Source organism: Paenarthrobacter sp. TRD_SC_7 (assembly GCF_056156245.1).
This window is the reverse complement of sequence record NZ_CM149587.1, coordinates 1,835,828-1,850,195: the sequence shown is the minus strand read 5'-3', so window position 1 is coordinate 1,850,195 and position 14,368 is coordinate 1,835,828. Positions and strand designations below refer to the sequence as shown.

15 protein-coding genes and 1 pseudogene are annotated in these 14,368 nt (G+C 60.5%); 8 read left to right on the top strand and 8 right to left on the bottom strand.

All coding sequences use genetic code 11. The features are described from left to right. The first annotated feature begins 5 nt into the window (after positions 1-5). From cpaB to AC0J5Z_RS08995, 5 genes are read left to right on the top strand one after another with little or no spacing between them, the layout of a single operon-like run. Complete coding sequence (gene cpaB, locus AC0J5Z_RS09015; RefSeq protein WP_475038753.1) at positions 6-773, top strand: Flp pilus assembly protein CpaB; 768 nt, start codon at positions 6-8, stop codon at positions 771-773. Beyond that, positions 770-1,966, top strand: a complete 1,197-nt coding sequence (locus AC0J5Z_RS09010; RefSeq protein ID WP_475038752.1) for a CpaE/TadZ family protein — start codon at positions 770-772, stop codon at positions 1,964-1,966. Before cpaB ends, AC0J5Z_RS09010 begins: the two co-directional genes overlap by 4 nt. Beyond that, the gene (locus AC0J5Z_RS09005; protein WP_475038751.1) at positions 1,963-3,405 is read left to right on the top strand and encodes a CpaF family protein; all 1,443 of its coding nucleotides are present in this window, start codon (positions 1,963-1,965) and stop codon (positions 3,403-3,405) included. Before AC0J5Z_RS09010 ends, AC0J5Z_RS09005 begins: the two co-directional genes overlap by 4 nt. A gap of 2 nt (positions 3,406-3,407) precedes the next feature. Continuing rightward, entirely contained in the window at positions 3,408-4,349 is a 942-nt protein-coding gene (locus AC0J5Z_RS09000) for a type II secretion system F family protein (RefSeq protein WP_475038750.1), read from the top strand. Between the two features lie 10 nt (positions 4,350-4,359). Then, complete coding sequence (locus AC0J5Z_RS08995) at positions 4,360-5,238, top strand: type II secretion system F family protein (RefSeq protein WP_475038749.1); 879 nt, start codon at positions 4,360-4,362, stop codon at positions 5,236-5,238. Between the two features lie 139 nt (positions 5,239-5,377). On the opposite strand, the gene AC0J5Z_RS08990 is transcribed toward AC0J5Z_RS08995, so the two are convergent. From AC0J5Z_RS08990 to AC0J5Z_RS08955, 8 genes and pseudogenes are all read right to left on the bottom strand, one after another. Then, the gene (locus AC0J5Z_RS08990) at positions 5,378-6,268 is read right to left on the bottom strand and encodes a tRNA pseudouridine synthase A (protein ID WP_475038748.1); all 891 of its coding nucleotides are present in this window, start codon (positions 6,266-6,268) and stop codon (positions 5,378-5,380) included. Between the two features lie 32 nt (positions 6,269-6,300). Next, positions 6,301-6,861 (bottom strand): 50S ribosomal protein L17, encoded by a 561-nt coding sequence (gene rplQ / locus AC0J5Z_RS08985; RefSeq protein ID WP_017200279.1) that lies wholly within the window; start codon positions 6,859-6,861, stop codon positions 6,301-6,303. A gap of 66 nt (positions 6,862-6,927) precedes the next feature. Continuing rightward, positions 6,928-7,938 carry a DNA-directed RNA polymerase subunit alpha gene (locus tag AC0J5Z_RS08980; RefSeq protein WP_011775567.1) on the bottom strand — a complete coding sequence of 337 codons (1,011 nt, stop codon included), beginning with the start codon at positions 7,936-7,938 and terminating at the stop codon, positions 6,928-6,930. Between the two features lie 149 nt (positions 7,939-8,087). Then, complete coding sequence (gene rpsK / locus AC0J5Z_RS08975) at positions 8,088-8,489, bottom strand: 30S ribosomal protein S11 (RefSeq protein ID WP_014922380.1); 402 nt, start codon at positions 8,487-8,489, stop codon at positions 8,088-8,090. 51 nt (positions 8,490-8,540) lie between these two features. Next, positions 8,541-8,918, bottom strand: a complete 378-nt coding sequence (rpsM, locus tag AC0J5Z_RS08970; protein ID WP_011775569.1) for a 30S ribosomal protein S13 — start codon at positions 8,916-8,918, stop codon at positions 8,541-8,543. Positions 8,919-9,114: 196 nt separating this feature from the next. Further along, the gene (rpmJ, locus tag AC0J5Z_RS08965; RefSeq protein WP_011775570.1) at positions 9,115-9,228 is read right to left on the bottom strand and encodes a 50S ribosomal protein L36; all 114 of its coding nucleotides are present in this window, start codon (positions 9,226-9,228) and stop codon (positions 9,115-9,117) included. 72 nt (positions 9,229-9,300) lie between these two features. Beyond that, a complete protein-coding gene (gene infA, locus AC0J5Z_RS08960) occupies positions 9,301-9,522 on the bottom strand; it encodes a translation initiation factor IF-1 (RefSeq protein WP_011775571.1) in 222 nt (73 codons plus the stop codon). Positions 9,523-9,717: 195 nt separating this feature from the next. Next, positions 9,718-10,732, bottom strand: a pseudogene (locus AC0J5Z_RS08955) (P1 family peptidase). A 320-nt stretch (positions 10,733-11,052) separates the two neighbouring features. Here AC0J5Z_RS08955 and AC0J5Z_RS08950 point away from each other — a divergent pair. Genes AC0J5Z_RS08950 through AC0J5Z_RS08940 form a run of 3 tightly spaced genes read left to right on the top strand, consistent with a single transcriptional unit; the run spans position 11,053 to position 14,345 of the window. Next, positions 11,053-12,042: a carbohydrate ABC transporter permease gene (locus AC0J5Z_RS08950; protein ID WP_475038747.1), complete on the top strand. Its 990-nt coding sequence runs from the start codon at positions 11,053-11,055 to the stop codon at positions 12,040-12,042. Continuing rightward, the gene (locus AC0J5Z_RS08945; RefSeq protein WP_475038746.1) at positions 12,039-12,947 is read left to right on the top strand and encodes a carbohydrate ABC transporter permease; all 909 of its coding nucleotides are present in this window, start codon (positions 12,039-12,041) and stop codon (positions 12,945-12,947) included. Before AC0J5Z_RS08950 ends, AC0J5Z_RS08945 begins: the two co-directional genes overlap by 4 nt. 51 nt (positions 12,948-12,998) lie before the next feature. Next, the gene (locus tag AC0J5Z_RS08940) at positions 12,999-14,345 is read left to right on the top strand and encodes an ABC transporter substrate-binding protein (RefSeq protein ID WP_475038745.1); all 1,347 of its coding nucleotides are present in this window, start codon (positions 12,999-13,001) and stop codon (positions 14,343-14,345) included. Positions 14,346-14,368 lie beyond the last annotated feature (23 nt).

Sequence of the window (14,368 nt, the reverse complement as noted above, 5' to 3'; positions counted from 1 at the left end):
AGAAAGTGAAAACACGCCTACTGGGAGGCATTGCAGCACTGCTTTTAGCAGTCATCGGCACCGTTTTGCTGGTTACCTATGTACAGGGAGCTGACAAGCGGGCGCAGCAAGGGCTTGATCCCGTAAACGTCCTTGTGGTCAAGGAACGCATTCCCGCCGGCTCCAAGGCTGAAGAAATTCAGTCGAAGCTCAAAGTCGAGACCCTGCCGCAGTCTGCAGTCGCGCCAGGCACCATCAACGCGCTGACTGACCAAAAGGGCAAAGTCACCTCTGCGGACCTCCAGCCTGGCGAACAGTTGCTGGGAGTTAAGCTGGTCAGTCCCAAGGAGCTGGCCTCAGGTACTGTTCCTGTTCCGGACGGCCTGCAAGAAGCAACGTTTGTTCTTGCCCCTGAGCGCATGCTGGGTGGCCGGATCGAGGCTGGAGACACCGTGACGGTCTTTGCCTCCTTCAAACTGGACGAGGCCGTACCGGCGGGAGCCAACCTGCCGGCCGCGTTGACCGGCTGGAAAGATTTCACAGATCTCCTGTATCACGACGTCCTGGTGACTGCTGTCCAGCAGGCTGCCCCAGACGCAGAGAAGTCTGCGGGAACTGAGAAGGGGGTGGCTCTCCCCAATGGATCAGCCTACGTCACGGTAGCCCTGAGCGACGCGAACACGGCCGAGATGGTTTTCGGCGCCGAGTTCGGCACGCTGTGGCTGTCAAAGCAGACCGATAAGACCGTCAAGAGCGATCCTCCAACAACTACTTTCGGAGGGCTGGTCCAATGAGCCGCTTTTTAGCCATCACCGCAGTTCGTGATTTTGAAGGCCGCGTACGCCAAGCCATCACGGGGGCCTTGCACGGCGACCTTCAAACACTGCCACCGACTGTGCTGCAAGCGGGCACAGACGAAATATTCAAGCAATTGACCGGAGCTCCACCCGAGGTCATGATCCTCGGCCCGGGCGTTCATCCTGACGATGCCTTCAAGTTGGCCACAGTCATTGATCTTCAATACCCGGAAATTAGCCTGCTGATGGTGGCGGAGCCCAGCACTGACATCGTCTTGAAAGCCATGCACGCAGGAGTCAGGGACGTGGTGGCTCCCGAGGCCGATGTCAACGAACTCCGTGTACTCCTCGAGCGTGCATGCTTGGCTGCCGCTAGCAGGCGGCGCGGAATGCAGGCCGCCGAGTCCGGCCAGGAGCGGGGGCGGGTCATTGCCGTCATGTCTCCCAAAGGGGGTGTCGGCAAGACAACCGTAGCTACCAACCTTGCTATCGGGCTGGCAACACTTGCACCCATGAGCGTGGTCATTGTCGACCTCGATCTGCAATTCGGGGATGTCGCTTCTGGCCTGATGCTTGAACCGGAACACTCCATCACGGAGGCGGTTCACGGATCAGCAGCCCAGGATTCAATGGTTCTTAAAGCGTTCCTCACGGTCCACCCGGCCGGCATCTACGCCCTCTGCGCGCCACAAAAGCCCTCCGACTCGGACTACATCACCGCCGACCACGTAACGCGGCTCCTTAACCAGTTGGCGACTGAGTTCAAGTACGTAGTCGTGGACACTGCACCGGGACTTGGCGAACACTGCCTGGCGACTTTGGAGTTGGCCACCGACGGTGTCTGGGTCTGCGGGATGGATGTGCCCAGCATCAGGGGACTTCGGAAGTGTTTCAGTGTGCTGAAGGAACTTCAGCTTTTGCCACAAGGCAGGCATACCGTCTTGAACTTCGCGGACAGGAAGAGCGGACTTTCTGTCCAAGACGTGGAGGCCACCATCGGGGTGCCAATTGACACGGTAATTCCTCGGTCACGAACACTCCCCTACTCAACTAATCGGGGGATTCCGGTCTTGCAAGGTACCGCCCGGGATTCAGCCATCAAAGGCCTTCGGAAGCTGGTTCAGCGTTTCGATCCACGGTTGGAATCAAATCCGCAGAACAAGCTGCACCGGAGGGTGGTGGTGTCATGAAACTGTCAGAGAGGCTCTCGAAGAACAACCCTCTGGCTGTTGCCGGTTCTTCGGATTCACACCCGGAGAATGCGGCGATCGACCCCGACTGGAATACCGCGCCTTCAAGTGCAGCTCCGCTTTTTGGCGGAGTGCCCGTCACTCCCTCTGTGGACGCACTGGCCGGCCTAAAACAACGTGCTGCTTCAGCCCTGTTTGAGCGCATCGGAAACCGCATAGGCGACCCGTCTTCATCTGAGGAGGACCTGCGGTCTTTTGCTGTCGATGAACTATCGGCCGTTATTGACGACGAGCAGGTTCCGCTGACCCCCGAGGAACGCCGACGGCTCATCCGGGAGATTGCGGATGAAGTCATGGGCTTCGGACCGCTGCAGCGTTTGCTGGAAGACCCATCGATCACCGAAGTGATGGTCAACCGATATGACCAGATCTACGTGGAGCGTCACGGACACTTGGCTTTGACCGAGCTGACATTCAGCTCTGACGGTCACTTGAGAAAGGTCATCGAACGGATCGTCTCAAAGGTCGGACGCCGCATTGACGAATCTTCGCCACTTGTTGACGCCCGTCTGGAAGACGGATCCCGCGTTAACGCAATCATCCCTCCACTGGCGGTGAACGGCCCTTCACTCACCATCAGGAAATTCAGCCACGTTCCCCTAACGGTCAAGAACCTCATTGAGTGGGGCTCCATGAGCCAAGAGATGGCTGAATTGTTGAGCGCGTGCGTCCGGGCACGGCTGAATGTGATCATCTCAGGCGGTACGGGCACAGGAAAGACGACTATGCTGAACGTTTTGTCTTCCTTCATCCCGGAGTCTGACCGAATCGTCACGATTGAAGACGCAGTAGAGCTACAACTCCAACAGCGCCACGTCGTCCGGCTGGAAAGCCGCCCACCCAATATTGAGGGAAGGGGTGCTATCACTATCCGCGACCTGGTGCGAAACTCGCTCCGGATGCGGCCGGATCGGATCATCGTAGGCGAGGTCCGCGGTGGTGAATCCTTGGACATGCTGCAGGCTATGAACACCGGTCACGATGGCTCCCTGTCTACGGTTCACGCCAACTCACCCAGGGACGCGATTGCCAGATTGGAAACGCTGGTATTGATGGCCGGAATGGATCTCCCGCTTCGCGCAATCCGGGAGCAGGTTTCGTCGGCTGTTGATCTCATCGTCCAAGTAACCCGCTTGCGCGACGGCAGCAGGCGTGTCACGCATGTGACGGAAGTGCAAGGCATGGAGGGCGATGTCGTGACATTGCAGGATGCCTTCCTCTTCGATTACTCCGCGGGCTTGGACGCTCAAGGTCGATTCCTGGGCAAGGCGGTTCCGACGGGGATCCGACCTCGCTTCCTCGACCGGTTTGCAGAGCTTGGCATCCAGGTATCGCCTGCGACCTTTGGCGTGGTTCCACAACAGGTCGGGAGGCGGTAGCAATGGACTCTCCTGCCCCCTTCGTCACTGCCATCGGTTTCTGCGTGGCGGCCATCATCATATTGTTTGCCGTTGTCCTGAAACCTCGAAACGGCAACATCCCCATCGAGCGTCGCCGGTTGGAAGCGTCACACGACAATTCAGCTGTGGGCCGGGTGTCCGGAACAGCTGTGCACTTCATGGATACCGCGCTCGGTCGCTCGGGAGGTCCCTTCAACCGGGAGGTCCTTTACCAAGCCGGAGTCAAACAGGCGCCCGCAGACTTCACAGTCATGGTCATCGCCGGCGCTATAGTCGTGGCGGTCGTCGGTACACTCCTCTTCAGCCTCTTCATTGGGATACTGTTGGCGCTCGCGGCGCCGTTCCTAGCGAAATTGGTGTTGGTCATAAGGACTCAGAAACGACGCGCCAAATTCGAGCTACAGCTCACGGACACCATCCAGATGTTGATAGGTGGGCTACGTGTTGGGCACAGCATCATGAGGTCACTGGAAGCGGCAGCCCAGGAGGCCCAAGCCCCGACATCGGAAGAGCTGAGCCGCATCGTTAATGAAGTAAGGATCGGCAAGGACGCACGGCAAGCCATCGAAGACTGCGCAATTCGCATGGACAGCGAAGACTTCCGTTGGATTGGCCAAGCCATCCAGATCAACCGGGAAGTGGGCGGAGACCTGGCCGAGGTCTTGGAGCAGGTTTCAGGGACCATCCGGGAGCGCAGCGAAATCAAAGGGCATGTGCGCGCCCTTAGCGCTGAAGGCAAGATGTCAGCCGTGGTCCTGATGATTCTTCCTGTGGCGGTCGGAATCTTCATGTCAGCGCTGAACCCCGGCTACATGAAACTCTTTGCCGAACACCCAGTAGGGATTGCCCTGGTAGTGATAAGCGCGCTCCTGTTCGTCGTCGGCGGTTTCTGGATGAGCCGCACAGTAAAGATCAAGTTCTAGGAGGACCGAAATGACTCCCATGGTGTGGCTCATCATCGCCCTCATCGTGCTGCCCCTCGCGTACTTCGCTTGGTCCTTACTCAGCATCGACCGGAAAGGCATCGTTGCCATCCAGACCAACCTCGGTTCAGGCTTTGCCCAAGGTACTGGCGTGAACATAAAACGCCTACCGCTCCTGTTGGGCGCTGCCCGAAAGTTAACCCCCGGCAGCTACGAAGCCAAAATGGATCACTGGCTCGCCCTCGCCGGTCGCCCGATCTCGATGCCATTGCCTAAGCTCATAGCCCTGAAACCCGCCCTTGCGCTGGCCGGTGCACTCGGCGGAGTGCTCCTGTTTCTTCTCAGCCCAGGGCCGGGAATGGTGGGGCTGGGGCTTTTCCTGGCGATATTCCTGTACTTCCTTCCCGACCTCTTGGTCTACAACACGGGGATCAAGCGACAGGAAGCCATCAAGCTGGAACTCCCGAACACTCTCGACCAGATGCTGATCTCAGTCGAGGCCGGCCTTGGATTCGAGTCGGCCATGGAACGGGCGGCGTTGCAAGGGTCAGGCCCGCTTCCCCAAGAACTGATGCGCACTCTTCAGGACATCCAGGTGGGTCGTCCCCGGCAGGAGTCCTACGAGGCCTTGGCCGAACGGTGCGCCGTCCCGGACGTTCGCAGTTTCGTACTCGCGGTCATTCAAGCCGACAAGTATGGCATCGGGATCGCCAACGTGCTTCGGGCTCAAGCCAAGCAAGCACGCGTCAAGCGTCGGCAGAACGCAGAAGAGAGGGCGATGAAGTTGCCCGTCAAGGTGCTCTTCCCCTTGCTGTTCTGCATCTTCCCGGTGCTGTTCATAGTCCTTCTGGGTCCGGCGGTCATCAAGATCATGCAGGCCTTCGGCTGATCTTGGCCCTCGGGAAATAGACCGGCACTTCGCGGATCCCAGACCACGGAGTGCCACAACGGCCCCCTTCCGGTACCCAGAGCCGGGAGGGGGTCCTCCAACGTCCGGGCGGGTCCCCCTCAATCACGAACAGAGAGAACTACTCCCGCCGCGCCCGCGTCAGTTCGGCACGGGCCAGCAACTCAGCATCCGACGGATAAGCAACTTCTTCCAGCACCAATGGGTGTGGCGCAGCGAGCACGGACTTGGCATCGCGCTTCCGTTCCAGGAGGCGCGAGTGCAGCCAGGCCGGAGATTCCAACTCCTCCCCCACCCGAAGCGCAGACCCCACCAAAGAGCGCACCATGTTGTGGCAGAAGGCATCAGCCTGAACGGTGGCAACAATGACGCCGTCGCTGCCACGCTCAAACGAGAACTTCTGCAGCTCACGTATGGTGGTGGCACCCTCCCGCGGCTTGCAGTACGAACGGAAATCCTGGAGTCCCAGCAGCGCCACGGCACCCTCGTTCATGAGGGAAACATCCAGCGTCGCCTTATGCCATAGCGTGATGCCCCGCAAAACGGGATCCCACCGTTCCGGACCGTCGGCAATCCGGTAACTGTATCTCCGCCACAAGGCTGAGAAGCGGGCGTCAAAACCTTCCGGCGCCAGACCGGCGTCGTGCACTTCAATGGCACCCGTCAGGTCACCGAGGATTCGACTCAAGGCTCCGCGAAGCCGCCGTAAAAGCGCGACGCCGGGATCGAGTTCGTGCCCGCGCGGCAGTGACAGCCACTCCGCATCCATGAGGTCCAGATGAACTACCTGCCCCCGGGCGTGTACTCCTGCGTCGGTCCGGCCGGCAACCGTCACGCGGACCGGTCGCTGCAGGAGGAGCGCCAAAGCCTCCTCAAGGGACCCTTGAACAGTCCGCAGCCCGGGCTGCAGGGCCCACCCGTTGAAAGGACCGCCGTCGTAGGAAAGATCCAGCCGGACACGCAAAAACCCGCCGCCCCACATAACGGGGGCAGCGGGTTTTCGTTCGTTCATAGACTTAAGTCTACTGTGAAGAATTCAGCGAATTACTTCTTGTCCTCAGCGGCCGGGGCCTCTTCGGTCTCAGCAGCTTCAGCTTCAGCAGCTTCTGCCTCAGCGGCCGGAGCCTCTTCGGTTTCAGCGGCTTCGGTCTCTGCAGCTTCGGTCTCAACGACCTCTTCCTCGGCAGCCGGAGCAGCCTTGGCTGCGGCAGCGGTTGCTTCAGCAACAACGGCCTGCTTCGGGGAAACCGGCTCGAGAACGAGCTCGATGACAGCCATGGGAGCGTTGTCGCCCTTGCGGTTGCCGATCTTGGTGATGCGGGTGTAGCCGCCATCGCGGTTAGCAACGGCGCCTGCGATGTCGGTGAACAGCTCGTGGACAACGCCCTTGTCGCTGATCAGGCCGAGAACGCGGCGGCGGGATGCGAGGTCGCCACGCTTGGCGAAAGTGACCAGGCGCTCTGCATACGGCTTGAGGCGCTTGGCCTTGGTGACCGTGGTGGTGATGCGCTTGTGCTCAAAAAGAGCAGCTGCCAGGTTCGCGAGCATCAGGCGCTCGTGAGCCGGGCCGCCTCCGAGGCGCGGACCCTTAGTGGGGGTAGGCATAGTTATTTCTCCTGTTATGTAAGCCGGGCAGGTCCATTGCTGGACCCGGCGGCCAAGATCTGCTGTTTAGAGCTCGTCGTCGCTGAACGCGGCGTCGTCCTCTTCGATGGCTGCGGCGCGGGCTGCGAGATCGAAACCGGGAGGGGAGTCCTTGAGGGACAGACCCAGTTCGACGAGCTTTGCCTTGACCTCGTCAATGGACTTCGCACCGAAGTTACGAATGTCCATCAGGTCAGCCTCGGAGCGGGCAACGAGTTCACCCACGGTGTGGATGCCCTCACGCTTGAGGCAGTTGTAGGAACGGACGGTGAGGTCCAGATCCTCGATCGGCAGAGCCATGTCCGCTGCCAAGGCAGCGTCCGTCGGCGACGGGCCAATCTCGATACCCTCAGCTGCGGTGTTCAGCTCACGAGCCAGACCGAACAGTTCCACCAAGGTGGTGCCTGCGGAAGCAACAGCATCGCGGGGGGCGATTGCCTGCTTGGTCTCGACGTCGACAATGAGCTTGTCGAAGTCGGTGCGCTGCTCAACACGGGTAGCTTCCACGCGGAAAGTTACCTTCATGACCGGCGAGTAGATCGAGTCGACCGGAATACGGCCGATCTCGGAGTCGCCGGACTTGTTCTGAGCTGCCGAAACGTAGCCACGGCCGCGCTCGATGGTCAGTTCGAGTTCGAACTTGCCCTTCGAGTTCAGTGTGGCAATGTGCAGATCCGGGTTGTGGAATTCGACGCCGGCCGGCGGAGCGATGTCCGCGGCGGTGACGACTCCGGGGCCCTGCTTGCGCAGGTAAGCAACAACCGGCTCATCGTGCTCGGAGGAAACCGAAAGGTTCTTGATGTTCAGGATGATCTCGGTGACATCTTCCTTGACACCCGGAACCGTGGTGAACTCGTGCAGCACGCCATCGATCCGGATGCTGGTTACAGCGGCACCGGGGATGGAGGAGAGCAGGGTACGGCGGAGGGAGTTTCCGAGGGTGTAGCCGAAGCCCGGCTCCAGCGGTTCAATGATGAAACGGGAGCGGTTCTCGGATACAACTTCTTCAGACAGGGTGGGGCGCTGTGCAATGAGCACTTAGGTTTCCTTTCGGCGAGCATCCGCTATATGACGCAACACAGGTGGTGGAAATCGGCTTCGGTTTCCAGCCTGACCAGCCGGGCCATGCCGATGGATGATCGAAACCATCCATAGCAGGCCCGGCCAGTCAGGCAGGGAAGACCTAATTAGACGCGGCGGCGCTTCGGCGGGCGGCAACCGTTGTGGGCGCTGGGGGTGACGTCCTGGATGGAGCCAACCTCGAGGCCAGCGGCCTGAAGCGAACGGATTGCGGTTTCGCGTCCGGATCCCGGGCCCTTGACGAATACGTCAACCTTGCGCAGACCGTGCTCCTGAGCGCGCTTTGCAGCAGCTTCGGCAGCCATCTGGGCAGCGAACGGGGTGGACTTACGGGAGCCCTTGAAGCCAACCTCACCGGCGGAAGCCCATGAGATTACAGCACCGTTCGGGTCCGTGATGGACACGATGGTGTTGTTAAAGGTGCTCTTGATGTGCGCCTGGCCAAGCGCAATATTCTTCTTATCCTTGCGACGCGGCTTACGAACCGCTCCACGAGTCTTCGGGGGCATTGTTTCTCCTACAGAAAGTTATCGGGGGAAAACCGGATCAATCCCGAGGGATTAACGTCCGGCCTTCTTCTTGCCGGCGACGGTGCGCTTCGGGCCCTTGCGGGTACGAGCGTTGGTCTTCGTACGCTGTCCGCGTACGGGCAGGCCCTTGCGGTGGCGCAGGCCTTCGTAGCTGCCGATCTCTACCTTGCGGCGGATGTCAGCGGCTACCTCGCGGCGAAGGTCACCCTCAACCTTGTAGTTGCCTTCAATGTAGTCACGCAGCTGGACCAGCTCGGCGTCAGTCAGGTCCTTGACGCGAACGTCAGCGCTGATGCCTGTGGCAGCCAGGGTTTCGTGTGCACGGGTCTTGCCCACGCCGTAGATGTAAGTAAGCGCAATTTCCAACCGCTTTTCGCGGGGAATGTCTACGCCAGCGAGACGAGCCATAGTGGCAGTACTCCTTGAATAAACCGGAGGTCGTAGGCAGTACACCCACACGTTCAGTGTGGCCCCAGCCTCCGACCGGGGGTTCGCTGACCAGGCTCTGTAATGCAGTCCTGGCACAGCTTGTGCTGCCTTTATTTACTTGCGTGGGCTAGCAGCCCAGGTTTGCCCTTGCGGACGCTGATTCCCGAAAGGGGAATTAGCCCTGGCGCTGCTTGTGGCGCGGGTTCTCGCAGATCACCATGACCCGGCCGTTACGGCGGATCACTTTGCACTTGTCGCAGATCTGCTTGACGCTCGGCTTGACCTTCATGGCGTTCCTTTGCGTGTTTTGCAGTTGATCTGCTGGAGCGGCTTAGGCACTATTGCCTTGCCGCCCAGCAATTTACTTGTAGCGGTAGACGATACGACCACGTGTGAGGTCGTATGGGCTGAGCTCCACCACTACCCGGTCCTCGGGGAGGATTCGAATGTAGTGCTGCCGCATCTTCCCAGAGATGTGTGCGAGAACGACGTGCTTATTGGTGAGCTCAACACGAAACATCGCATTGGGCAGCGCCTCAGTCACAACGCCCTCGATCTCAATGACCCCGTCCTTCTTGGCCATATCCTCCGCTAACTGTTGTTTGCCGCCGTCCTCCAGTTAGGCACCGAAGATCCAGCGGACGTTTTTTGTTTGCTTGGCTCTCTTGGAACCACGACACTAAAAAGGGCGTGGCTGCACAGACAACCAACAAATAACTCTACGCCAATGAAGCCGGAAAGTTAAATCCGTCTATGGTAGCGCACCTACCTCCAGCCGTCACTCCCCCGCTGGGCGGTACACCGGGAATTCACCGGCCGTTGTCGTGACACTTTCCGCCGACGACACGCCGTCGAGTATCGCCAGCCGTACGGCTTCCGCTGCGGCACTTTGGAGCGTTATCAGCGACACTTGCCGTGCTTGCTCACTACTGCGGTCAAGTCCGACGGCGCCGGTCGCCAAGGCGAACACGGTGTCACCGTCCGCCAGAGTATGGGACGGATCCAACGCCCGGGCCAGCCCCGCATGCCCGGCAGATGCAGTCCGCTTGCACTCGGCCACGTCCAAGACAGCATTGGTGGCGATCACCACGAGCGTCGTATTGAGCCCCTGCGGTGGTGCCGCGAACGGCGCATCCGGCTGGTCCTGAGGGCCTGGAGCCCGGCGGCGCGCGTCTAAGGGAGGCACGACCGGGCGCGCAGAGGGCTGCAGGTCCGCAGGGCCAAACACCGGCGTCCCGAGTGCGTTCACCACGGCAAGGGCCCCAACGATCACCCCGCCATCGAGAGTGATGGACGACGTGCCAATGCCGCCCTTGTACTGGCCGCGTGCAACAACGGCCCCAGTCCCGGCACCCACGTTTCCACGCTCGACGGCGGCATGGTCACCGGAGGCGAAAGCCGCGGCGGCCGCCTGGTAGCCCGTGTCCGCGCCGGGTCGCGCCTTCACGTCACCACCCCGCCCGAGGTCGAAGATGGCGGCCGCCGGCACAATCGGCACCACAGTCCCGGGAACAGCGAATCCCCTCTCCTGCTCCTCACACCACAACTGCGCCCCGGTAGCCGAGGCCAAGCCGAACGCGCTGCCACCTGTAAGCACCACGGCATCCACAGTGGAAACCAACGTGGTCGGATCCAGCGCATCGGTCTCATGCGTCCCGGGCCCGCCGCCGCGCACGTCGACAGACCCCACAGTCCCCAGGCGGAAGGACCACGGTCACGCCACTGAGCCACCCGTCGTCGTTCTTCTGCACATGCCCAACCCGTATGCCGGCAACATCGGTGATCGAATTCATGGCTCCATTCTCCACCGCTGGGAGCCAAACGAACTGCCGGTGCGCTGGGCCCCGGCAGCGCGCGTCTAAGGGAGGAACGACCGAGCGCGCAGAGGGGCGCAGCGCGCCGACAGGCGCAGGTGCCAACAAGTGGGAGCCGAGCCTCAAATACGAACAAGCGAGGAACGCGGAGTAAACGGGTTTGGAAGGGTTGAACAACTATCACCTGGGTGGGCCATTTTGGCGCGAACGGGCGGATTTCCTGTGGTGTGCTAGGCCTGTCTCCGCCGTCCCGGTCCGGGAGCTGGCGCCCCACATTGGCCCGAAACCGTTAGTGACCCATGACTACCCGACAGATTCACAGCAGCAGTGCTGCGCCTGCAGGCAGGCCGGATCCACAGCCGCCGGTTCCGGCCGTCGCGACAGGAAAGCCCCTCCAGGACAGGAAGCGCTGGTCCGCCCGAAGCCGCAAGGACTTCCTGGTGTTCCTTGCCATGGCCTTGCCGAACCTAGCCTTGATCGGCACGTTTACCTATTGGCCGTTGATCAACAACATCTACTACTCCACGTTGGATTGGACGCTGGGGTCGGCTTCGGCCACGGTGGTGGGGTTGCAGAACTACGTCACGTTCTTCACTAGCGAGGACGCGTCCAAGGTTCTGGGGACCACCGCGATCTTCACACTAGTGACCGTCGGGGGTTCGATGGTCCTCGGCCTGTTGGTTGCCCTTGCCTTGAACTCCAAAGTCCGCGGCACAACGTTTGCCCGGTCCGCGGTATTTGCGCCCTATGTGCTGTCCGGCGTGGGTGTCGGTCTGGTGTGGCTGTTCATTTTCGACCCTGGCTACGGAGTGCTCGCCTGGGTCCTGCGCGGGCTTGGCCAACAGAGCCCGCAGTGGATTAACGATCCCCAGTTGTCGTTGGTGATGGTCATCATCGTTTACATCTGGAAGAACCTGGGCTATTGCGCCGTGGTTTATCTCGCTGGCCTGCAGTCTTTGCCCCGCGACGTGATGGAAGCTGCGGCGTTGGATGGGGCCAACAGCGCGCGGAGGTTCTTCAACATCTCCATGCCGCTGCTCTCCCCCACCACGTTCTTCTTGCTGATTACCGCCATGCTCAGCTCGTTGCAGGCCTTTGACCTTATCCGGATCATGACTCCGCTCGGCAATGGCACCAGCACGTTGATCTATGAGGCGTACCTGCAGGCGTTCGGCGCTTATAACCGGGCAGGCTATTCTGCGGCGATTTCGGTGATCCTCTTCGCGATCCTGCTGATCATTACTGTTCTTCAACTGCGGTTCGTTGAGCGAAAGGTCCACTACTCATGAGCGCACCGTCACCCGCCGCCGTCGTTGTTTCCCCGCAGGAGACCGCACCGCCTGAGCTGCCCCGTCCGCTCTCGAGGACGAGCCTGCTCCAGACCGTGGCAACCGGCTACGTGCCTCTGATCATCGCTACGTTTGTGGTCTTCCTCCCATTGCTCTGGATGTTGTTGAGTTCGTTCAAGCAACCGGGCGAGATCGTCACCATGGATCTGAAGATCCTGCCGGAGTCACTGAATCTGGAGAACTACGCCACGGCAATGACCACGGTTCCGTTCGCGCAGTTCTTCGCCAACAGCCTGATCGTCACCGTGGTTGGTTCGTCCATCAAAGTAATCCTGGCCATTCTGACCGCCTATGCCTTGGTGTTTGTGCGCTTCCCGTTCAAGAACGTGATCTTCGTGCTGATTTTGGTTGCGCTCATGGTTCCTACCCAGGTGTCCATCCTGCCCAACTACATTCTCATCGCCGGCATGGGCGGCAAAAACACTCTGTGGGGCATCATCCTTCCAGGGCTCGGCACTGCCTTTGGCACTTTCCTATTGCGTCAGCACTTCCTGACCCTGCCGCCGTCGATTCTCGAAGCAGCCGAAATCGACGGCGCGGGCCACTGGCGCCGGCTGTGGCAGATCATCGTGCCGGTCTCCGTGCCATCGATCGCAACGGTGGCGCTGGTGACCGTGGTCAGCGAATGGAACGACTACATCTGGCCGCTCATCATTACTGACCGTCCTGAAACCATGACGCTGCCAGTAGGCCTGACCCTGCTGCAGAACTCCGAAGGAAACGGAGCCGGGTGGGGAGTCCTCATGGCCGGAGCGGTCTTGGTGATCGTCCCCATCCTGCTGGTGTTCGCTGCGCTCCAGCGCTACATCGTTGCCGGGCTGACCCAAGGCAGTGTCACCGGCTGATTTCTCCAACCGCACCATTCGCATCGAAGTAAGTAATTGAGAGGAAGCACCATGCGCACCAACCTTGACCGCCGAAATTTCCTGGGACTGGCAGGCCTCGGCGCCGGAGCCGCGGCCCTCGCCGCATGCGGCGGACCGTCGACGGCGGGTACGGCAGACGCCGTCGACTCCGCCACGATCGACTTCAGCGGAGTAAAGCCCGCAGCTTCCATCGACTTCTGGACCAACCACCCGGGTAAGTCACAGGACGTGGAGAAGTCGATCATCGGGAAGTTCCACGCCAAATTCCCGGACATCAAGGTCAACCTGGTGACGGCGGGCGCCAACTACGAAGAGATCGCCCAGAAGTTCCAGACATCCCAGGCGGCCAAGACGGGCTTGCCGGGATTGGTAGTCCTCTCAGACGTGTGGTGGTTCCGGTATTACTCGAACGGCAGCATCATCCCGATCGATGGCCTGGTGAAGCAGCTGGACATCAAGATTGACGACTTCCAGAAGTCGCTGGTGGATGACTACAAGTATGACGACAGGCAGTGGGCCCTCCCCTACGGCCGGTCCACGCCGTTGTTCTACTACAACAAGGACCATTTCAAGGCAGCAGGCCTCCCGGACCGGGCACCGGCCACTTGGCAGGAGTTTGCTGAGTGGGCCCCGAAACTCAAAGCGACCTCGGGCGCGCAGTACGCCTACATCTACCCTGCCCTGGCGGGCTACGCGGGCTGGACCCTGCAGAACAACCTGTGGGGCTGGGGCGGCAGCTGGTCCAAGGACTGGGACATCACCTGCGATTCTCCTCAGTCGGTGGCCGCGCTGCAGTGGGCCCAAGACTCCATCTACAAAGATGGCTGGGCTGGCGTCTCGTCCAAGGAAGCAGCTGACGACTTCGCCGCAGGCATCACCTCGTCCACTATTTCCTCCACAGGCTCATTGCTCGGCGTTCTGAAGGCGGCAAAGTTCAACGTGGGTGTCGGGTTCCTGCCGGGCGGCCCCGAGGCACCTAGCGGTGTTTGCCCCACAGGCGGTGCAGGCCTTGGCATCCCCAGCGGCATCAGCAAGGAGGAGCAGTTGGCTGCCGCGACGTTCCTCAAGTTCATGACCGAACCGGAGAATACTGCTGCCTTCTCGGCCGCTACCGGCTACATGCCCACTCGGCTCTCGGCTGACATGTCGTCCGTTCTTGCCGCGACTCCGCAAATCAAGACCGCCATGGACCAACTCGCCGTCACCAAGGTTCAAGACAACGCACGCGTATTCCTTCCCGGTGCTGACCAGGAGATGGCCAAGTCAGCGGCCAAGATCCTCACGCAGCAAGGTGACGTCCAGGCAACCATGACGGAGCTGAAGAAGACCCTCGAGGGCATCTACACCAAGGATGTAAAGCCCAAACTGAAGGCATAACTGCTTTCCTGGATGTGAGAAGA